This is a genomic window from Kribbella sp. NPDC055071 (assembly GCF_053608045.1).
Genome location: NZ_JBSGUS010000009.1, coordinates 1 through 18258 on the forward strand (window position 1 = coordinate 1; position 18258 = coordinate 18258).

An 18258-nucleotide genomic window follows, 5' to 3' on the forward strand; every position below is an offset into this window, starting at 1 on the left:
GTCGCGGTCTCCGGGCTGCGTGATCCTGCCAGTCGGCGCGGCGTGCCTCAAGGGCGCCTTCGGCGTCGCTGCGCGATCTTCGACCCTTGACCCACGCCACCCCGACCAGGGAAATCGGCAGCTATTCCGGAGCCGCTCACCCGAGTGGTCGCACGGGGGTGCGACCACGGGGCGGAATGTGGTGAGGCCTTTGGTGGTGGGTGGGAAAGCTGGGGCGTTGGGTGGGCTGTCCGCTGACAACTCGAGGGCTGTCCGGCTCGTTTCCGTGGGTTGGCTGTGCGGCCGGGCGCCGGATGGCGGGTGGGCGGACCGGCAGCACTCACCAAGCAGACGGTGAGCGCCCGTTCACGCTTACGACCTTGCCCGGTGGGGTCGGGGTTCGTGGTTGGTGGGTGGCTGGGGTCCGCCTCGCGGTGCTCCAGGCCATCACAATCGTCGCGGGACCCAGCCGCTACGCCTGTGACCTGGTTGGTCGGACGATTGTGATGGCCTGGAGGTCGGCCGCACCTTGAATCGGCCGCTGCGTGAGCTCACATCACGCGCACCCCCACTGACACCCCCACTGACACCCCCACTGACACTGACACTGAGATGCCAGCCGGCTGTCCCGGGGTGGCGTCAATCTCATGGGTCATCCCACGAGATTGACCGTTCTCCCGCTGGGATTTCATGGGACAACCAGCCATCTCGTGGGATATCCCTCGACCTGGCTGCCCGGGGGGCGGGGTGCGGGGGCGGGGGGGCGGGGTGGGTCTCGTGATGTGGTTGGGGGTTGTCCGGGTGCTGGGATGTGGGGGTCGGAGCGGGGTGATTCGCGAGGCGCGGACGGAGTGGCGGGACGCGGACATGCTGTTTGCTGTCGGCGGTCTCCGGGAGGTGTCCGGGCGAGGGCCTGGCGAGGGCCTGGCGAGGACGCCGGCGGCGGAGCGTCAGAAGAAGACGCTGCGGCGTTGCATGAGGAGGGTGTAGAGGGTTTGCTGGATGGTTTCTCGGACCTGGTCGGTGACGTTGAAGACGAGCATGGGGTCGTCGGCGGCGCCGTCGGGGAACTCGTCGGTGCGGATGGGCTCGCCGAATTCGATCAGCCACTTGGACGGGAGTGGGATCAAGCCGAGCGGGCCTAGGAGGGGGAAGAACGGGGTGACGGGGATGTACGGGACGCCTACCAGCCTTGCCAGGGAGGCGATGTTGCCGACCAGCGGGTAGATCTCCTCCGCGCCGACGATCGAGCACGGGACGATCGGCACGCCGGTTCGCATCGCGGCACTCACGAATCCGCCTCGGCCGAAGCGCTGGAGCTTGTACCGCTCGGAGAACGGCTTGCCGAGGCCCTTGAAACCCTCCGGCCAGACACCGACCAGGTTGCCCTGGCGCAGTAGGCGTTCGGCGTCGTCGTTGCTCGCCAGGGTGCCGCCCCCCTTACGCGCCAGCTCACCGACGAACGGCGTCTGGAACACCAGGTCCGCCGCGAGCGTGCGCAGCGGCCGGTTCGCGTGATCCGCGACGATGACCTGGGTGACGAGTCCGTCGAGCGGCATCGTGCCAGAGTGGTTCGCGACGATCAGCGCGCTGCCGTCGGCCGGGATGTTCTCGATGCCTCGCACCTCGACCCGGAACCACTTCTCCACCATCGGACGCAGGAGCGGCAGCAGCACCTGATCGGTCAACTCGGAGTCGTACCCGAACTCGTCGAGCTCGTAGTCGCCCGTCATCCGCCGCCGCAGGAACGCAAGCCACTCCGCGACCCGCCGCTCGCCGTCCTCCCCGAACAACTGCCGCACAACCCGCTCGAGCCCAGCAAAGTCCAACCCGGCGAAATCAAACCCAGCGAGGTCAACCCCACCAACCCCACGCCCGCCGGGTTGGCCGTCGCCCAGTCGCCCGCCGAGACCCTGTCCTCCGTCACCCAACCGGCCGCTGGGACCAGGGCTGCCGTCATCCGACCGCCCGCCGGCGGCCGCGACCTGAGCCGGTGAGGTCTCGTCGTCCGCGACGATCCGTGGCGTATCCACAGTCGGATCATCGGCGGCTCGCCCTTGCCCGCCAGGCTTCCGTCCCGACTTCTTCGCCCGCCCAGCACCGGGTCCTGCCAGAGCCCGAGCTGCAGCGGAGGGCGTCGTACGGCGGCCACTGCCCCGGCCCGGGCGCCCGCCGGAACCGATCGGGATCACATCGGCGTCAGCCACGCAACGCTCCCAAGCCGGCCGTCAACCACCCAGACATCCGCGTCATCGCGCGCGACCCGCCCGACGCACGCAGCTCGAGCGGCGCCCGCAGCGCGCCGAACACCGCGGAGGGCGTCGTACGGCGACTCCCCCGGCCCGGGCGGCCGCCGGAGCCGATCGGGATCACGTCCGCGTCAGCCACGGAATGCTCCCAGGCCGGCCGTCAGCAATCCGGACATGCGCGTCATCGCGCCCGGCCCGAGCGACGTCCGGAAGGCGTCGAACGCCGCAGCCGTCGTGTACTCGGGCTCGAAGCCGAACTCCGCTCGCATCCGCGTCGTGTCCACCACTCGGCCATAGGTCAGGAACGTGATCTGGTCCGGCGAGAAGTCCGCCAACCGCGCACGCCGTACGACGGCCGCCGTGCTCGCAGCCGTGAACGACGGCAGCCGCAACGTCGGCCGGCCGAGCCGGCGGATCGCCTGGGACAGCGACAGCACACCGTCACCGGCGAGATTGAACGTCCCGGGCAAGTCGTTGACCGTCGCGTGGTGAATCGCCGCGACGCCGTCGTCCTCGTGCAGGAACTGCAGGCGGGCGTCGAACCCGAAGACAGTTGGTACGACGGGCATCGCCAGGTATCGCGTCATCGGGGAGTCGGTCTTGGGACCGATCCAGTTCGCCATCCGGAGCGTGCTCACGCAGACATCGGGGCGGCGCCGGGCGAACCCGCGCACGTACCCCTCGACCTCGACGGCGTCCTTGCTCAACCCGGTCTGGTGAATCGCCCGCGGCGCCATCTCCTCGGTGAACAGGGCCGGGTCGCGTGGACCCGCGCCGTACACCGTGGTCGACGACTTCACCACCAGCTTGGCCACACCGGGTGCCTTTTGACAGGCGGCGAGCAGCTGCATGGTGCCGATGACGTTGATCTCCTTCATCGACGACCGGCCGCCGGCGCTGCCCGGAGTGGCCACGACGCCGGTGTGGACGACGGTGTCGACGTCCTCGGCGGCGATCACCTTCGCGATCACGGGGTTGCGAATGTCGGCCCGGACGAACCGGACCCGACCCAGCTCGGCACGTGGCGGCACCACATCGATGCCGAGCACGGTGCCGATCGACGGGTCGTCGGCCAGCCTCCGCGCACAGCGAGCACCGGCGTCACGAGAGACGCCGGTCACCATTACCACCTGTGCCACGAGAGACCCCCAGCCAGACAGCAACCCCAACACACACCGCACCGACAGCTGTGGTCGAACACAACCGGTGCGGCGGGCACTACTTGGTGTTTCTTGGGCTTACTTGCCGAGCTTGCGGCGCTGCACCCGCGTCTTCTTCAGCAGCTTGCGGTGCTTCTTCTTCGCCATCCGCTTACGGCGCTTCTTGATAACCGAACCCACAGTTGACCATCCAAACTCAAAGAGAACGTCGGCCAAGCCTACCCGTAGGTCACTCGCCTGACCTAAAGCGGCATCTTCGGTAAACTGTGGACCTACCTGGGGAGGCGCCGATGGCGACTGAAACCAAGGCTCGGTACGACGGTCACGCGGACTGGTACGACGAACGATTCGTGGTCGGAGCGGAGCCGCATCAGCCCGGTTTGCTGGAGCTTCTCGGGCCTGGATCGGGTCCCTGCCTGGACATCGGCTGTGGCACCGGCCGCAACTTCGAGACGATCCGCGCGAGTGGTCGCAGTGTGGTCGGTGTGGACCTGTCCGCCGACCAACTCCGGTTGGCCCGGACGCGGACCGACGGGCCGCTGATGGTCGCGGACGCGGGCGTACTGCCATTCGCGGACGCGTCGTTCGACACCGTGATGGTGATGTGGATCTCAACCGACGTCGAGGACTTCGGCAAGGTGCTGCGCGAGGCGACGCGGATCCTCAGGCCCGGCGGGGTGCTGGTCGCGTACGGCGTACATCCCTGTTTCAACGGTCCGCACGTCGTCTGGGAGGACGACGGCAGCAAGCTCATCCACCCCAGTTATCGTCAGCCCGGGTGGCACGAGGCGTCGGAGTGGTGGGCTGACGAGGGGATCCGGCGGCGCGTCGGCATGAACCACCTGCCGTTGGCCGACTACCTGAACGCGATCCTCAGCACCGGACTCCGGATCGACCGCTTCGTGGAGCCGGGCGACACGGGAGTCCCGCACTCGCTGGCCGTCCGCGCCCACCGCGCCGACCAAACCCCCGGACGGGCGTAGGAAAGTCGACCAAGGGAAACTGTCGGCGCGGTCTGATGTACTCGCGGCATGGCCTTGCTGGATGCGTGGCGTGCGGACGACCTGTGGTTGCTGGAGCGGTGCAACGCGCCGGAGATGAAGGTCCACCTCGGCGGACCGGAGTCTGCGGAGAAGTTGCTGGACCGGCAGCGGAAGTACACGGAGAACGACTTCGTCGGCCAGATGTTCGCGATCGTCACCGACGACGGCGAGCGCGCCGGGCTGATCGGCTACTGGGAGCACGAGGAGGACAGCGGGACCGTCTGGGAGACCGGATGGTCCGTGCTGCCGGAGTTCCAGGGCCGCGGACTCGCGACCGCTGCGGTGCACGAGGTCGCGAAGGTCGCCGCCGCGGCCGGCAACCACTCGACCCTGCACGCGTATCCCGGCATCGAGAACGCGGCCTCCAACGCGTTGTGCCGGAAGGCCGGCTTCACGCTCGTCGGTCCGCGCGACTTCGAGTATCCGAAGGGGCACTGGATGCGCTGCAACGACTGGAGCCTCGCGCTCTAGTGTCGCGGGGCACTAGGCCGCCTTGCGCACCGGCACCTGCACGATCCGGTCGGTCAGTACGGCCAAGTGCGGGGTCGTTGTCTTGGCTCCGCTCGCATAGGCCGCGGGGGTGAATGCGACGGCTGCCAGGCCCAGCGTCGCAATGGTGCCTACGGCAACGGTCTTGACGATGGTGATCGGCATGATGGCCTCCTCGGGTTGGTGTTCTCATCCTGGCGGAGCGGGCTGAGACCGCCCTGAACGGAATCTGGGAGCCTGCTGGGAGTCCAGGTACCTTGGGCGCATGGCGTACGTCGCGTTCCTCGCAGGAGTCGTCGTCGTGCTCGCGGCGCTGACGTGGTTCGCCTCGTGGGCAAAGCGTCGCGGTCGCGGATCCGGTGTCGCCGGCGCACTCGCCGCCTACGAGGAGGCCTACCGGCCGACCTCTCACCACTCCCACTACGAGCAACGCGCCGCCGCCGACCGGAAGTCCGAGACAGGCTCCCCCGACGACCTCTGACAGACCCACCTGGAAGGGCTACGCGAGGATTGGGCCGAGGGTGAGGAGGGCGCTGCCGGCGGCTTGTTGGCCGACTGCTGGGGCTAGTGCCGTCAGGGCTCGGGCCAGCAGCTGTTCGTCGCGCGCCTGCTTGGCTACGAGTATCCAGTGGACCTCCAGGAGCAAGCCGGGCGGCGGATCGGGTACGTGGGATGCGAGGCGCACCCAGGGGGTGTGCGGGCCGTAGTCGGCGTCGGGGATCGGTTCGTCGTGGCGTAGGGCGTGGGTAGCAAGCGCGAGCGGGAGCAGGCCCGCGCTCAGGCCGGGCATGCCAGCCGCGTCGAGCAAGGTCGCGGCCGAGCGGTACGACTCTGGAGTATCGGCGCGGAGAGCGGCGTACCAGCGGGTGAAGACCGCGACGAGTGGCAGTTCGTGGCGGGCCGCGAGGGCGTCGGCGGCCGCGGCGTGCGCGTCGGCGGCGGTGTAGTCAGCCACGGCGCAGGCGGACTGGAGCCGGATGAGGTGGCCGAGCACCTCGTACGTGAACAGGTCGTGGCGTTGTGAGAGAGAGACGAGCTCGGCGCCGATCGCGTCGCGTTCGATGGACTGGCCGGCGCGATAGCAGGTCTGCATGAAGACGCCGTTGAGAGCGAATGCGAGCAACACAGGATCATCCAGGCCGCGGGCGAGCTGTTCGGCCTCGGCAGCCGCCTCACGTGGCCGGTTCGAGCGGGAGCCGCGCGATTCCACTGCGATGGTGGCGAGCAGGCGAGCACGGACGCTGGGGTGATCTTGCGTCGGCAGCACCCGCTCGGCGGCGGCAACGATGGCCGCCGCCTGCACCTCGTCGTCGGAGCGGGTCCAGATCGCGGGTACGTCGTACGCCCCGATGATCCGGGCCGCCACGTCAGGGTTGTCAGCGGCGGCGATCGCCGCGAGCCGATGCCGGCGTGCCGTCTCGAGCCCGCCGCCCCCGGTGACCGCCAGGCTGCGCAACAGGCCGACAGTTGATTCGAGTCGGGCCCGGGTACCGCCGACGACGCGGTTGTAGGCCGCAGCGGTATCCGCCCAGACGTTGCCGGTCAGATGCTCGGCGTGGTTGAGGATGTCGGTCTCGAGCTCGGCGAGAGCCTTGCTGGGGTCCAGCGCAAGCTCACCGGTAAGAGTCGTGCGGGCTCGGCGGAGCACGGCGAGGGCGTCGCCCTGGCGATCGCTGCGGTACAACGCAAGGGCCAACAACCGCCAGGCGTCCTCGCGCCAGGGATGCTCGGTCACGTGCGCGTCGAGCTCGGGCACCGCCTCGGCCGCCTGACCAAGCTCAAGCCGCACCTCCGCTACCCGCTCGATGCCATGCAACCGCAGCTCGGTCAGCCGGGTCCGCCCGGCCTGCGCCCAGCCCTCCTCGGCAAACTCGGCGTACGCCGGCCCTCGCCACAAAGCCAACCCAGCAAGCAACTCCGGCAGGCGGCTCGACTGCAGCGCCGCCTCGAATCGCAAGGCGTCGACCGCCTCCGAGCGCAGCGCATACCCAGGCCCGTCGGTCACCAGCAGCGTCGCCGGCGCGCGTGGCGCTCGGTCCGGCTCCAACGCTCGGCGCAGAGCCGCGACAAACGTCCGTACGGCGCTCAACGCGCCCTCGGGCGGATCAGCCCACAGGTCGTCGACCAGCACGGTCGCCGGTACGACGCGACCCCGCGCAACGATCAGCCGCGCCAGCACCGCCCGGTGCCGTGGCCCCTTCAACGCAACCGGCTGCCCGGCGTCGTCCCAGGCCACGACCGGCCCCAGCACCCCGAATTCCACCCGGCCACGGTAACGCTCATCCGCTGCTCATCCGGACCGGCGATCGTGGCAGACATGAAGATCGACACCTTCGACTACCTCCGCGTCCCCGGCGCCGACGACGTCGAACTCACCGTTGCCGTCGGCGGTTCGGGTCCGGCCATCGTCCTACTGCACGGCTTCCCCCAGACCCACCTGATGTGGCGCCACGTCGCGGCCGACCTGGCCACGGACCACACGGTCATCTGCCCGGACCTGCGGGGGTACGGCGCCAGCGACAAGCCAACCGGCGAGAACTACTCCAAACGAGTCATGGCCGCGGACATCGTCGCCATCGCGGCGAAGCTCGGCTTCCCGACGTTCGCGCTCGCTGGTCACGACCGAGGCGCTCTGGTTGCCTTCCGCGCCGGCTTGGACCACCCCCGCGTCGTCACGCAGCTCATGTGCCTGGATGTCCTGCCAACGCTGGACATGTGGGACGTCATGCACGGGACCACAGCCGCAGTCGGCTTCCATCTCTATCTGATGGCACAGCCGCCCGGCCTCGCCGAGGAGCTGATCTCGGCCGCCGCCGACACCTTCTTCGCCCATTTCCTCGACATCTGGACGAAGGACCCGGCCGCGATCCCGGCGGACGTGCGGGCGCACTACCTCGATGCGAGCCGGGCCGCGGTGCCATCGATCGTCGCCGACTACCGCGCCTCGGCAACCATCGACGTCAGCCACGACCAGGCTGATCTTGCCGAGGGCAACAAACTGCGGATGCCGGTGACGGTCATCCAGCAGGACTGGGGTGCCGCCCTCGGCTTCGACGCCGCGGCGCGCTGGCGGGCGTGGGCTCCCGATCTGCAGCACCAGACGACGAGCGCCGGTCACTTCATGGCCGAGGAGTCCCCCCGCGAGATCACCTCGGCCATCAGGGATCTGCTCAAGCGGTGAGGTAGGCGGTCGACTCGGCGAGGGCCTCGAGCGCGGCGGGTACGGACGTGCTGATCAGCTTGCCGTCGCGCTTGACCGCCGTACCTCCAACGAGCACGGTGTCCACGTTGCCCGGGTGCGCCGACGTAACGACGGCGGCGACCGGATCGAGCAGGCCACCGGCCAGATTGAGGTCGGTACGACGTAACAGGATCACGTCGGCCTGATTGCCGACGGCAAGTGATCCCACCTCGGACAGGCCCAGGGCGCGAGCCCCACCAAGGGTTGCGAGCTGCAGGATCTCGGCGGCGGTGAAGGTTTCGTGGCCCAGGGCAAGCAGTTCGTGCAGCTGCCGGAACATGTCGCCACCCGAGGTCGCCACCGCGTCGATGCCCAGGCTGAACCTCACACCGGCCGCACGCAACCGGCCGCCGACCGGATCCCCCATCGCCATCCGGGCTTCGATCGCCGGTGTGATCGAGACTGCCGCGCCCGTCTCCGCGATCACCTTCAGCTCGGAGTCCGGCAGGTTGTTGCCGTGCACATAGAGCGTGTCCGGCCGGGCCAGGCCGGCGTCCCGCAACCGGGTGATCGGGTCCGGCGTATCCGAGCTGCTGCTGATGTGGACCACAACCGGCAGGCCGAGCGAATCCGCCAACTCCCAGTCGGCCTTGGCGACCTCGAGCGGCGCGAACGACGGGCCGATCGCCGCGACCGCGAGGCTGATCCGCCCGGTAGCGCGAGGCATGATCCGTCGCATCCCGTCCGCGTCGACCGCGCGTCCGGTCACTGGAGACGGTCCGAAGCCGAAGACCGCTCGGATCCCACTGCGCTCCAAGGAATCAAGTGCCGCGTCGGCGTGCTCCGGAGACGACTGGACGTGCGAATAGTCCTGCACTGTGGTGATTCCGGCATCGAGGCACTCGAGCGCGCCAGCAAGGTTGCCAGCAGCAACATCCTCCGGGCGGTAGCGCGAACCGTACGTCCCCAGCACCCGCTCGAAGTACACACCGAGGTCCGCGTCGACCGCGATCGCGCGCAGCGCGCTCTGCCACAGATGCCGATGGGTGTCGACGAATCCGGGCAGCACGATGCGCTCGCTCGCGTCGATCACCTCGACGTCCGACGCCTCGAGATCCGCGATCAGGTCGGTCCCGACCGCGGCGATCCGGCCGTCCTCGATCAGTACGTCGGTCGCCCGCCGGGCCACCACCTCCGGTGCGGTGTCGATCACCACACCACCACGCAGCACAGTCCGCATGAGAATCCCCTCACTAGAAAGCTTTACTGAAAGCTATCACCAAAGGCAGCTAGACTGCCAGTGGCAAGCAGGTGAGGTGGGAGGGTCAGGGTATGACGGACGACCCGGTGGACCAGATGATGGCGGCCTGGCGGGACGAACTGCCGGAGGTGCTGCATCCGACGACGGAGCTGGCCAAGCGGATCATGGTGCTGGCCGGTGAGCTGAACGAGTCGACTCGCGGCGTACTGCGGGAGCTCGGGCTCACCTCGGCGGAGTTCGACGTGATTGTCGCGCTTCGGCGGTCGGGAGCGCCGTACCGGCAGAAGCCTTCGGACCTGAGCAAGTGCCTGCTGCTGTCGTCGGGTGGGACGAGCAACGTCACCAACCAGTTGGTCCGGCGCGGCCTCGTCGTCCGCGAACCAGACCCCGACGACGGCCGCGGCACGCAGATCCGGCTGACGCCGGAGGGTGTGACGCTGGCCGAACAGGCCGTGAAGAGCAGCTCAGCCGCTCACGACACGCTCTGGACGCATCTTCCCGCGGAGACCGTCGACGAAGCCGCCACCGCACTCCGAGCACTCTTCAGAGCCGCACACACCAAAGCTTGACGTACGACGAAGCGGCCGGCCCCGGACTGGGGATCGGCCGCTTCGGCTTCTCGTGGTTATCCGGCCTGGAAGAAGGCGCCCTTGAGGTAGTCGTGCACGGCGTCCTCCGACACCCGGAACGAACGACCCACCCGCACCGCGGGCAGCTCACCGGAGTGCACCAGCCGGTACACAGTCATCTTGGACACGCGCATGGCCGTGGCGACCTCCGCCACGGTCAGGAACTTCACCTCGGCGAGCGGCTGCTCACCACCGGACTTCTTTGATGCCATTTGCGCACCGCACTTCCAGCACGGATCGTGCGCCGGCTTCCCCTCCGGCACCTCCGCCCGTGCATGAACCGAGCGTAGTGGCTATTGGTGCGAATGGGAAAGAGGGGGACTTCTGTGACTCAAAGGGGACCCAACGGGGACTCAATAGGTCGAGTCAAGACCTAACAAAGGGAAGCTGTGGTCGCGTGTCGCCTTGATCGCGCGGTCCAACCAGGTGTCCGGGTTGTAACCGGTCGACCAGTCGACGTACGACGCATCCCGGCCGTCGGTCATCCGCATCGGCGCGACCCGCCCGAAGCGGCGCTGCACCTCTTCGCGCCACACCTCCGGCACCGGTGTCGCCGGATCGATCGGATTGCCGGCCACGATCGCGAGCAGGTGTGTCCAGGCGCGCGGTACGACGTCGATGATCGCGTACCCACCACCGCCGGTCGCGATCCATTTCCCGCCGGCGACCTCGTGGGCGAGGTCGTGCAGGGCCAGGTACGCCGCGCGCTGCCCGTCAACCGTCTTCGCCAAGTGGGCCAGGGGATCCTCGGCATGCGAATCGCACCCGTGTTGCGTCACCAGCACCGACGGCCGGAACGCCTTCACCACCTCTGGAACGACCGCATGGAACGCCCGCAGCCACCCCGCGTCGTCCGTCCCGGGCGGGAGCGCAACGTTGACCGCCGTACCCTCCGCGCCCGGACCGCCCGTCTCCCCCGCTGCCCCGGTGCCGGGGAAGAGCGTGGTCGGTGACTCGTGCAGGCTGACGGTCAGCACCCGCGGATCGTTGTAGAACGCGGTCTGTACGCCGTCCCCGTGATGCACGTCGACATCGACGTACGCGACCCGCTCGGCACCGTGGTCGAGCAACCACTGGATCGCGATGGCCGGGTCGTTGTAGACGCAGAACCCGCTGGCCCGGTTGGGCATCGCGTGATGCAGGCCGCCGGCGATGTTGGCGGCGTGCAGTACGTCGCCTTCCCAGACCGCTCGGGCCGCCTCGACGCTCGCGCCGACGATGTGCGCGGAGACCTCGTGCATGTTCGGGAAGTTGTAGGTGTCGTGATCGCCCAGCCCGTGTGCCAGATCCGAGATCTCCGGATCAGCACTGGCTCGCTTCACCGCGGCGACGTACTCGGCGGTGTGGACGGTCTCGAGCAGCGCGTCGTCGGCCGTCGGCGCCGGCACGACCTTGAGCTCATCGAGTACGCCGAGTGCCGTCGCCAACCGGATGGTCAGCTGCACTCGGATCGGACTCATCGGATGCCCACGACCGAAGTCGTACGCCGTCAGTCCCTCGTCGAACACCAACATCGCCTCACCACTCATGGGATCGACCTTAGCGTTCAGCCCACCGGAAGTGGCCTGCCGAAGAGCCTGCTCATGAGGTACGCACCGCGCCGCGCATGGAAGACCGACATCACCACGGCGCCCACTGCAGCGGCGATCAGGGCGGCGTGCGGATGGTCGTCCACCTTCGCCACCGCGACCAACACACCGGCGATCCCGAACGCCGCGAGACCGCCGATCACGTTGTTGGTCGGCGAATTGCCGGTCACGTTCGGGTACTCGCGGGCGGTGATGCCCTGGACGAAGTGCGGGATGCCGTTCGTCCCCATCAGGCCGGCCAAGAAGGTCAGCACGATCACCGTGATCATTTCTCTCCTCATTTCGGTCTACACACGTTGACTGAAACCGTAGGCCTATCACGCCGTTGAGTCAACATGCGTAGACTCAACGGGGTGACGACGAGAGTTGAGCAGCGGCAGCAGACCGAGGCCCGGATCCTGACGGCCGCTCGGAGGTTGTTCGGCGAGCACGGGTACGACCGGACCACGATCCGCGCCGTCGCCGCGGCCGCCGGCAGCGATGCCGGTCTGGTCATGCGGTACTTCGGGTCGAAGGAGAAGCTGTTCGCGCAGGCGGCAGCGATCCCTCCGGACGGGCCGATCGAGGGCTCACCGGATCAGATCGCCGAGCAGTTGATCGCGGCGCTCGGGCAGAAGCTCACGGAAGAACCGGCCGCTGCACTTGCGGCGTTGCGGGCGATGTTCAGTCACCCCGAGGCGGCCGAGGAGGTGCGATCCGCGATCACCGCACAGCAGCGCCAGGTCGCGGCGCAGTTGCCCGGCGACGACGCCGTCCTGCGGTCCGGGGTGATCGGAGCGTTGACCCTCGGCCTCGTCATCGGCCGGCATCTGGTCCGGCTGGACGGCCTCGACGCCGAGGCGGATGAGGTTCTCGCCGTGGCCGGACCCTTGATCACCGCGTTGACGACCGGGTAAGAGGGCAGTCGCACGGGTCGGCGCGGCACCCCTCCAGAGCCGCGCCGTCCCGATCCCGCAGGCGCTCGTCAGACAGTTGGTTCATCGCCCGGGAACTGCAGGGCGTTACACAATTCTCAGAAAACTCCAAGGTAGGCCGCAATTTGGTTGCGGAGGGTTACGCACGGCGGACTAGTCCTGTATCTTGCCGCGAGGACGTCACTCGACTTGCGAAAAGACGGCAAGAGCCAGCACAGTTCCTATCCGTGAGGAAGTCCTGGAACTCGTTGAGGCTCAAGCGACGACACATCTTCACGGCAGGCGCCGTGGCAGCGGTCGCCGGCGGTACCGCCTCGACGCTCGACGTGTCAGCGCTGGACGTCTCTCCGACTCTGGCTGCTCCGGCTCCGAGCACGACCGGCGGCGCGTTCGGCTCCGGCACGCAGGGTTCGTGGGCCAAGGGGACGAAGTCGATCTCCACACCGGACGTGGTCCAGCGCGTGGTCGCCTCCGACGGTGTGTTCATGTTCGGCGACAGCCTCGCGATCCAGGACTGGCGAGCGCTGGCCGTCCGGCTGCGTGGCCGCGACCGCAGCGAGATGGCGGTGCACAACTGGGGCATCCGGCCCACGTACGGCGCGGTGGACGCGTTGGAGCGGTGGGCATCGACGTACGGTCTGCCACGCCGGATCCTGATGGCGTGCGGGTCCAACGACATCTTCGCGCCGCCGAAGTTCGCGGAGCAGGTCGACCGGGCGATGAGCATCGTCGGTACGGCGCACACGCTGTTCTGGGTCGATCTGGCCGTCTCACGGATCAAGCTGCCGGTGTCCGTGCAGCTCGCAGACCAGCGCAACAGCGCCTGGCTCAACATGCAGCTGTACCAGGCGCAGGAGCGGTACCCGAATCTGAAGATCATCCGCTGGGCCGAGTGGCTGTGGCTCAAGCCGTACCGCTTGTCGACGTGCCTGCGGGACGGCGTCCACGCCTCGATCCCGGTCGGTCAGAACGCCCGCAACGAGCTGATCGTCCAGGCGCTCACGAAGCGATGATGAGCTATCCTGACCACGTGAACCCGAACTCGCAGCACTTGCAGCAGTGGTGGGCCGTCTAGGGCGGTCCCCCGGCGTTCACACGCATCCAAGAGGCCGCCTCGCCGAGGCGGCCTTTTTTGATGCCCTCGGTGGGGTGTCCACACACCGAAAGGCATTGATCATGACCTCGCTGTCCGGCATTACCCCGTCCGGCCGTCTGACGCTGGGCAACCACCTCGGCGCGCTGCGCCGGTTCACCGACCCGGAAGGGTTCTACTTCGTCGCGAACCTGCACGCGATGACGACGAAACACGATCCCCGAAGACTCGCCGCACTGACCCGTGAGTTCGCGACGCTGATGCTGGCCGCCGGCGTCCCCGAGGGCACGGTCTTCGTCCAGTCCGACGTCCCCGCGCATGCTCAACTCGCGTATTTGCTGGAATGTACGTCGTACGTCGGCGAACTCTCCCGGATGATCCAGTACAAGGAGAAGGGCAAGGGCCGCCCGATGACGCGGGCGTCGCTGTTCACATACCCGTGCCTGATGGCCGCCGACATCCTGCTGTACGGCGCCGAGCAGGTCCCGGTCGGTGGTGACCAGGACCAGCACGTCGAGCTGGCCCGGGACATCGCGGTCCGGTTCAACCGCGAGTACGGCGAGACCTTCGTCGTACCGCAGCTGGCCAAGGCGGCGCTCGCGATGCGGATCAAGGATCTCGTCAACCCGGAGGCGAAGATGAGCAAGTCCGACGCCGACGAGGCGATCGGCACGATCCGGTTGCTCGACCCGCCGGACGTGATCCGCCGGCAGATCATGCGCGCGGTCACGGACTCGGACAACGAGGTCCGCCACGACGAGGCGGCCAAGCCGGGGATCACCAATCTGCTGGAGATCCTGGCCGCGTGTACCGACGGAGATCCGGTTCAGCTGGCGGCAGCGTATTCGTCGTACGGATCGTTGAAGCAGGACGTGGCGGACGCCGTACTGGCGGTGATCGAGCCGTTGCAGAAGGAGTACGCGCGGCTGGCGACCGACCCGGGTGCGGTCGACGAACTGCTCGCGCAGGGGCGCGATCGGGCGATCGAGGCGAGTGCGCCCCGGTTGCAGGCAGCGGTACGGGCGATGGGTTTGGCAGGATCTGCTCCATGAAGATTCGCGCCGCCACGTTCAACCTCCGCAACTCGTCGGCACCCGACGGCGACAACGCCTGGCCGGTACGACGGAACGCGGCAGTGGCGGCGATCGACCTCCTCGAGGCGGATGTGGTCGGGCTGCAGGAAGTGCTGCCCGACCAGCTCGACTACCTGCGCTGGCGGTTTCCGAAGCACGAGATCGTCGGCGTCGGCCGGGACGACGGGATGAACGCGGGCGAGCATTCCGTCGTCATGGTCCGGCCGGGCGACTGGCGGGTCGAGCGGACCGAGACACGATGGCTGTCCGACGATCCCGCGACGCCGGGCTCGGTCGGCTGGGACGCCCAGCTGACGCGGATCGCGACGCTGGTGTGGCTACGGCACCGCAACGGTACGACGATCGGCGTCGCGAACACGCACTACGACCACGCCGGCGAAGTCGCCCAGCTGCAGTCGTCCCGGCTGATCGCACGCTGGACGACAGGGTCCCTGCCGTGGATCGTGATGGGCGACCTGAACGCGACGCCGGACTCCCCGGCCGTGAAGACGCTGATCGAGTCCGGCCTCCGCCTCGCCGTACCGATCGAGGCCGGCGGAAGCTGGAACGACTTCACCAACGAGGTAGACGGCGACCGCATCGACCACATCCTCGTCTCCTCCTCGTGGACCGTGCTCGACGCGGCCGTCTCCCACTACCGCCCGAACGGACGCCTACCCAGCGACCACTGGCCCGTGGTCGCAACGCTGTCCCTCCCGGGATGATGCGCCGGTGAGACGGCGATGAGACGTCCGGGCTCCAGAGTCGAAGCCTCACCAGCTTCGAAAGGAACCCCCGGATGTTCCGCAAGACAATCACTGTGGGCGGCGCCGTACTGCTGGCAGCAGCCGTCCTGGTGCCGGCGTCGTCGGCGCAGGCTGCAACTGTTGCGACGACAGCGGTCTGCAAGGTTCCGCTCGGCAACGTCCTCAACAACGAGTTCAACGATCTGCGGCACGTACGCCGTGCTTACAACGCGTCCTCACCACCTGGCGCCACACCTGGCGAGGGGTGGAGTGTCTACAAGTCCGGACAGATCCGGTTGAACACGACGTTCCTGGCGACCCCGAAGGGTGCCGGCGAGACGCACAGCGGCCTGATCGTGGTGGGAGACGTGCTCTCATCGGTGACCTACGTGACAACGGGACAGACTTCCATCGACCCGGACCAGACTCGCGTCACCCGGGTCGGCAGTGGGTGGTCGCGGTTCCGTTGGATCGATGTCTCGGTGCTGGGCGGCCGCAGCACCCTCTACGCCTTCCGCGACGACGGGAAGCTGATGCGGTGGACGAAGTCCGGCACGGGCTGGGCCGCCGCAGGCTCGGTCGGTGGGCTGTCGACGGTCAGATCGATGGCGCTGATCGGGCGTGGCGCCGGCTATGACACGTTCCTCGCGAACACCCGCGCAGGTGCGCTCATCACTGTCCGGATCCCGACGACCTCCCCGCTGAAGCCTGTTGCCACGACGATCCGGGCCTCGAGCTGGCAAGGCTTCGAGAACCTGCTCGTTGCCAGTTGCGGCAAGAGCGGATCCGTCGTGTTCGGCATCGACGTACAGCACACGGATCTGGCCGGTCAGATGTACGCGTTCGGCCACGCGAACGGCACCGCCACCGTCATCAAGAACCTCGGCTCCGTCGGCGTCGGGGACGACTACAAACTCCCGTTCCGCTGGACAACCCCCAACGAAGCCTTCACCGGCGCTTGATCCGCCAGCAGCGGCGAGGACCGTCCTGAACCACAGGACGGCCTCGCCGCTGGTCCTTCAGACCTTGAGGAAAACCTCTTCGCGGAGGTGTTCGAGCGCTTCGATGCGGCGGTTGCCGGTGCCGAGGTAGGCGTCGGGGACGAGGAACTCGTCGATTCCGGCCGCCGGGTACTGTGCGACCACGTCGAGAACTTCTTGCGCCGACCCCATGATCACGTGCGCGCCGCGGTCCTCGAAGCGCTGTTTGCGCTTGGCCGCCTCGGTGTCGCCTGCGGCAATGACCTCGATGAACGTCTGGGCGGACCGTCGTACCGACCCCGGATCCCGGCCGATGCGCTCGCAGTGTTCGGCGAAGACCGTTCCCTTCTGGGCGGCGAGATCCGGGCGGCCCCAGTGGTTCCACTCGTCGGCGTACCTGGCAACGATGCCTAGGGCAACTTTCTCGCCGGAGGCGCCGATCAGGATCGGCAGGTTCGTGGGCTTCGGCTCGCAGGGTGCGTCGGTGAGCTGGTAGTAGGTGCCGTCGAACGTCGTACGCTCCTGGGTGAGCATGCTCTTGATCACCTGGCAGGCCTCGTCGAACCGCTTGAGCCGCGGGCCGATCGGCGGCAGCTCGATCCCGTACAACTCGTGCTCGTTCACCTGCCAGCCGGCGCCGATGCCGAGGACGAACCGGCCGTCGGACAGCTCGTCGAGGGTCGCCGCCGCCTTCGCGACGACGGCAGGATGCCGGTAGGTGTTCCCGAGCACCATCGTGCCGACCCGAACCCGCTCGGTCCGCGCCACGATCCCCGCGACCAGCGCCAAACACTCCTTGATCGGAACCGTCAGATCGTCCCCGTTCTGCATGAAGTGATCCGCCATCCACACACCGTGCCAGCCGGTGCGTTCGGCGTACTCGACTCCTTCGAGAATGTCCCGCCATGGTCGAGAAGCCGCAGGCCACAAAGAAAAGTCCATACCCCCATTCTCCTCCCCGTGAAGTCTCAGTGAGACGCCGGTGAGACGGCCGGACCCGCGACGACGACCGCGGCGGCCTGCAAGGTGACGCTGGGACTCCCGCGGCTCGATGGCCAGCTCGCCCGCGACTACACGGCCACCAAGCCGGTCAACATCGCTCCTGGACATTTCACCCGCGAGCTGTACCCGACCGACCAGGTTCGGTTGTCGACGACGTTCACGGCTGCGCCGAAGGCTGTCGGCGAGTCTCGCAGCGGGCTCGTCGTGATGGGCGACGTCCTGTACAGCAGTGCGTACGCCACGAACGCGAACTACGAGGTCGACCGGACCCAGCCGGTCACCCTCACTCGGATCGGGCCCGGCTGGTCGAAGTTCCGCTCGATCGATCTGTCGGTGCACCAGCCGGTGGACCCCAAGCAGCCGAGCCGCAGCACCCTCTACGCGTTTCGCACCGACGGGGTACTGATGCGCTGGCAGCGGTCGAAGGCGAGCTGGGTGAGCACCGGCTCAGTCGGCGGTCTGTCTACGGTCAAGTCGATGGCTCTGATCGGTCGCAGCTACACCTACGACACGTTCCTCGCGAACACTCGCGCCGGAGCGCTGATCACCATCCGGATCCCGACCACCTCACCGCTGAAGCCCGTCGTCACGACGGTCCGCGCCTCGGGCTGGCAGGACTTCGAAACCCTGCTGGCAGCACGATGCGGAAAGAGCGGAGAGGTCCTGTTCGCCCTCGACAACCAGACGCAACGCGGTCAGATGTACGCCGTCGGCCACGCGAGCGGCACCACCACAGTCATCAAAGGCATCGGCCCGGCCGATCTCGGTGACGACTGGCGTCTCCCGTTCCGCTGGGCACCCGCGAACGACACCCTCACCGGCGCCTGACCCCGGCCGGCCCGGCCCGGCCGCTGCAGCGACCGGCCGGGC

General features: G+C 68.1%; 22 protein-coding genes. 11 read left to right on the forward strand and 11 right to left on the reverse strand.

The annotated features are described in order from the left end of the window. Positions 1 to 929: 929 nt before the first annotated feature. From ACWF4Z_RS16415 to ACWF4Z_RS16430, 4 genes are all read right to left on the reverse strand, one after another. Positions 930 to 2186 carry a lysophospholipid acyltransferase family protein gene (locus ACWF4Z_RS16415; RefSeq protein WP_452243876.1) on the reverse strand — a complete coding sequence of 419 codons (1257 nt, stop codon included), beginning with the start codon at positions 2184 to 2186 and terminating at the stop codon, positions 930 to 932. Beyond that, positions 2179 to 2367, reverse strand: coding sequence for a hypothetical protein (locus ACWF4Z_RS16420; RefSeq protein WP_452243877.1), 189 nt, complete (start codon positions 2365 to 2367; stop codon positions 2179 to 2181). The genes ACWF4Z_RS16415 and ACWF4Z_RS16420 overlap by 8 nt, the downstream gene beginning before the upstream one ends. Continuing rightward, complete coding sequence (locus ACWF4Z_RS16425; RefSeq protein WP_452243878.1) at positions 2360 to 3367, reverse strand: NAD-dependent epimerase/dehydratase family protein; 1008 nt, start codon at positions 3365 to 3367, stop codon at positions 2360 to 2362. Before ACWF4Z_RS16425 ends, ACWF4Z_RS16420 begins: the two co-directional genes overlap by 8 nt. 99 nt (positions 3368 to 3466) lie before the next feature. Continuing rightward, on the reverse strand, positions 3467 to 3568 hold the full coding sequence (locus ACWF4Z_RS16430; RefSeq protein WP_008356322.1) for a 30S ribosomal protein bS22: 102 nt from the start codon (positions 3566 to 3568) through the stop codon (positions 3467 to 3469). 110 nt (positions 3569 to 3678) lie between these two features. On the opposite strand from ACWF4Z_RS16430, the gene ACWF4Z_RS16435 reads away from it, so the two are divergent. Next, the gene (locus ACWF4Z_RS16435; RefSeq protein ID WP_452243879.1) at positions 3679 to 4371 is read left to right on the forward strand and encodes a class I SAM-dependent methyltransferase; all 693 of its coding nucleotides are present in this window, start codon (positions 3679 to 3681) and stop codon (positions 4369 to 4371) included. Positions 4372 to 4419: 48 nt separating this feature from the next. After that, on the forward strand, positions 4420 to 4902 hold the full coding sequence (locus ACWF4Z_RS16440; protein ID WP_452243880.1) for a GNAT family N-acetyltransferase: 483 nt from the start codon (positions 4420 to 4422) through the stop codon (positions 4900 to 4902). A 12-nt stretch (positions 4903 to 4914) separates the two neighbouring features. On the opposite strand, the gene ACWF4Z_RS16445 is transcribed toward ACWF4Z_RS16440, so the two are convergent. Then, the gene (locus tag ACWF4Z_RS16445; RefSeq protein ID WP_452243881.1) at positions 4915 to 5085 is read right to left on the reverse strand and encodes a hypothetical protein; all 171 of its coding nucleotides are present in this window, start codon (positions 5083 to 5085) and stop codon (positions 4915 to 4917) included. Between the two features lie 100 nt (positions 5086 to 5185). On the opposite strand from ACWF4Z_RS16445, the gene ACWF4Z_RS16450 reads away from it, so the two are divergent. After that, a complete protein-coding gene (locus ACWF4Z_RS16450; protein WP_452243882.1) occupies positions 5186 to 5401 on the forward strand; it encodes a hypothetical protein in 216 nt (71 codons plus the stop codon). An 18-nt stretch (positions 5402 to 5419) separates the two neighbouring features. Here ACWF4Z_RS16450 and ACWF4Z_RS16455 read toward each other — a convergent pair whose 3' ends face one another. After that, positions 5420 to 7183, reverse strand: coding sequence for an AfsR/SARP family transcriptional regulator (locus tag ACWF4Z_RS16455; RefSeq protein ID WP_452243883.1), 1764 nt, complete (start codon positions 7181 to 7183; stop codon positions 5420 to 5422). Between the two features lie 54 nt (positions 7184 to 7237). On the opposite strand from ACWF4Z_RS16455, the gene ACWF4Z_RS16460 reads away from it, so the two are divergent. Further along, entirely contained in the window at positions 7238 to 8101 is an 864-nt protein-coding gene (locus ACWF4Z_RS16460; RefSeq protein ID WP_452243884.1) for an alpha/beta fold hydrolase, read from the forward strand. Here the strand turns inward: ACWF4Z_RS16460 and ACWF4Z_RS16465 are convergent. Continuing rightward, positions 8091 to 9341, reverse strand: a complete 1251-nt coding sequence (locus tag ACWF4Z_RS16465; RefSeq protein WP_452243885.1) for an amidohydrolase family protein — start codon at positions 9339 to 9341, stop codon at positions 8091 to 8093. The two genes, ACWF4Z_RS16460 and ACWF4Z_RS16465, sit on opposite strands and share 11 nt — an antisense overlap. 92 nt (positions 9342 to 9433) lie before the next feature. On the opposite strand from ACWF4Z_RS16465, the gene ACWF4Z_RS16470 reads away from it, so the two are divergent. Next, positions 9434 to 9931: a MarR family winged helix-turn-helix transcriptional regulator gene (locus tag ACWF4Z_RS16470; RefSeq protein ID WP_452243886.1), complete on the forward strand. Its 498-nt coding sequence runs from the start codon at positions 9434 to 9436 to the stop codon at positions 9929 to 9931. Positions 9932 to 9987: 56 nt separating this feature from the next. Here ACWF4Z_RS16470 and ACWF4Z_RS16475 read toward each other — a convergent pair whose 3' ends face one another. The 3 genes from ACWF4Z_RS16475 to ACWF4Z_RS16485 all read right to left on the reverse strand — a co-directional run bounded on the left by ACWF4Z_RS16475 (position 9988) and on the right by ACWF4Z_RS16485 (position 11849). Then, positions 9988 to 10203, reverse strand: a complete 216-nt coding sequence (locus tag ACWF4Z_RS16475) for a helix-turn-helix domain-containing protein (protein ID WP_012923942.1) — start codon at positions 10201 to 10203, stop codon at positions 9988 to 9990. A 141-nt stretch (positions 10204 to 10344) separates the two neighbouring features. Next, positions 10345 to 11520 (reverse strand): acetoin utilization protein AcuC, encoded by a 1176-nt coding sequence (locus ACWF4Z_RS16480; protein WP_452243887.1) that lies wholly within the window; start codon positions 11518 to 11520, stop codon positions 10345 to 10347. A 17-nt stretch (positions 11521 to 11537) separates the two neighbouring features. Next, positions 11538 to 11849, reverse strand: a complete 312-nt coding sequence (locus ACWF4Z_RS16485; RefSeq protein WP_452243888.1) for a hypothetical protein — start codon at positions 11847 to 11849, stop codon at positions 11538 to 11540. Positions 11850 to 11933: 84 nt separating this feature from the next. Here ACWF4Z_RS16485 and ACWF4Z_RS16490 point away from each other — a divergent pair, with 84 nt between their 5' ends. The 5 genes from ACWF4Z_RS16490 (at position 11934) to ACWF4Z_RS16510 (ending at position 16368) form a co-directional block, all read left to right on the forward strand. Beyond that, the gene (locus ACWF4Z_RS16490; RefSeq protein ID WP_452243889.1) at positions 11934 to 12476 is read left to right on the forward strand and encodes a TetR/AcrR family transcriptional regulator; all 543 of its coding nucleotides are present in this window, start codon (positions 11934 to 11936) and stop codon (positions 12474 to 12476) included. Between the two features lie 245 nt (positions 12477 to 12721). Continuing rightward, on the forward strand, positions 12722 to 13507 hold the full coding sequence (locus ACWF4Z_RS16495; RefSeq protein WP_452243890.1) for a hypothetical protein: 786 nt from the start codon (positions 12722 to 12724) through the stop codon (positions 13505 to 13507). A gap of 136 nt (positions 13508 to 13643) precedes the next feature. Then, positions 13644 to 14639 carry a tryptophan--tRNA ligase gene (gene trpS, locus ACWF4Z_RS16500; RefSeq protein WP_452243891.1) on the forward strand — a complete coding sequence of 332 codons (996 nt, stop codon included), beginning with the start codon at positions 13644 to 13646 and terminating at the stop codon, positions 14637 to 14639. Beyond that, the gene (locus ACWF4Z_RS16505) at positions 14636 to 15385 is read left to right on the forward strand and encodes an endonuclease/exonuclease/phosphatase family protein (protein ID WP_452243892.1); all 750 of its coding nucleotides are present in this window, start codon (positions 14636 to 14638) and stop codon (positions 15383 to 15385) included. The genes trpS and ACWF4Z_RS16505 overlap by 4 nt, the downstream gene beginning before the upstream one ends. Positions 15386 to 15459: 74 nt before the next feature. Next, on the forward strand, positions 15460 to 16368 hold the full coding sequence (locus ACWF4Z_RS16510; protein ID WP_452243893.1) for a hypothetical protein: 909 nt from the start codon (positions 15460 to 15462) through the stop codon (positions 16366 to 16368). A 57-nt stretch (positions 16369 to 16425) separates the two neighbouring features. Here ACWF4Z_RS16510 and ACWF4Z_RS16515 read toward each other — a convergent pair whose 3' ends face one another. Next, positions 16426 to 17328, reverse strand: a complete 903-nt coding sequence (locus ACWF4Z_RS16515; protein ID WP_452243894.1) for a TIGR03560 family F420-dependent LLM class oxidoreductase — start codon at positions 17326 to 17328, stop codon at positions 16426 to 16428. A gap of 84 nt (positions 17329 to 17412) precedes the next feature. Between ACWF4Z_RS16515 and ACWF4Z_RS16520 the strand changes: the two genes are divergently transcribed. Continuing rightward, on the forward strand, positions 17413 to 18216 hold the full coding sequence (locus ACWF4Z_RS16520; protein ID WP_452243895.1) for a hypothetical protein: 804 nt from the start codon (positions 17413 to 17415) through the stop codon (positions 18214 to 18216). The last annotated feature ends 42 nt before the right edge of the window (positions 18217 to 18258 follow it).

Bases quoted from the DNA above. Each gene is read 5' to 3' on its own strand.
- ACWF4Z_RS16435 (WP_452243879.1), top strand. From the start codon at position 3,679: ATGGCGACTGAAACCAAGGCTCGGTACGACGGTCACGCGGACTGGTAC.
- ACWF4Z_RS16440 (WP_452243880.1), top strand. From the start codon at position 4,420: ATGGCCTTGCTGGATGCGTGGCGTGCGGACGACCTGTGGTTGCTGGAG.
- ACWF4Z_RS16445 (WP_452243881.1), bottom strand. From the start codon at position 5,085: ATGCCGATCACCATCGTCAAGACCGTTGCCGTAGGCACCATTGCGACG.
- ACWF4Z_RS16450 (WP_452243882.1), top strand. From the start codon at position 5,186: ATGGCGTACGTCGCGTTCCTCGCAGGAGTCGTCGTCGTGCTCGCGGCG.
- ACWF4Z_RS16460 (WP_452243884.1), top strand. From the start codon at position 7,238: ATGAAGATCGACACCTTCGACTACCTCCGCGTCCCCGGCGCCGACGAC.
- ACWF4Z_RS16465 (WP_452243885.1), bottom strand. From the start codon at position 9,341: ATGCGGACTGTGCTGCGTGGTGGTGTGGTGATCGACACCGCACCGGAG.
- ACWF4Z_RS16470 (WP_452243886.1), top strand. From the start codon at position 9,434: ATGACGGACGACCCGGTGGACCAGATGATGGCGGCCTGGCGGGACGAA.
- ACWF4Z_RS16475 (WP_012923942.1), bottom strand. From the start codon at position 10,203: ATGGCATCAAAGAAGTCCGGTGGTGAGCAGCCGCTCGCCGAGGTGAAG.
- ACWF4Z_RS16480 (WP_452243887.1), bottom strand. From the start codon at position 11,520: ATGAGTGGTGAGGCGATGTTGGTGTTCGACGAGGGACTGACGGCGTAC.
- ACWF4Z_RS16485 (WP_452243888.1), bottom strand. From the start codon at position 11,849: ATGATCACGGTGATCGTGCTGACCTTCTTGGCCGGCCTGATGGGGACG.
- ACWF4Z_RS16505 (WP_452243892.1), top strand. From the start codon at position 14,636: ATGAAGATTCGCGCCGCCACGTTCAACCTCCGCAACTCGTCGGCACCC.
- ACWF4Z_RS16510 (WP_452243893.1), top strand. From the start codon at position 15,460: ATGTTCCGCAAGACAATCACTGTGGGCGGCGCCGTACTGCTGGCAGCA.
- ACWF4Z_RS16515 (WP_452243894.1), bottom strand. From the start codon at position 17,328: ATGGACTTTTCTTTGTGGCCTGCGGCTTCTCGACCATGGCGGGACATT.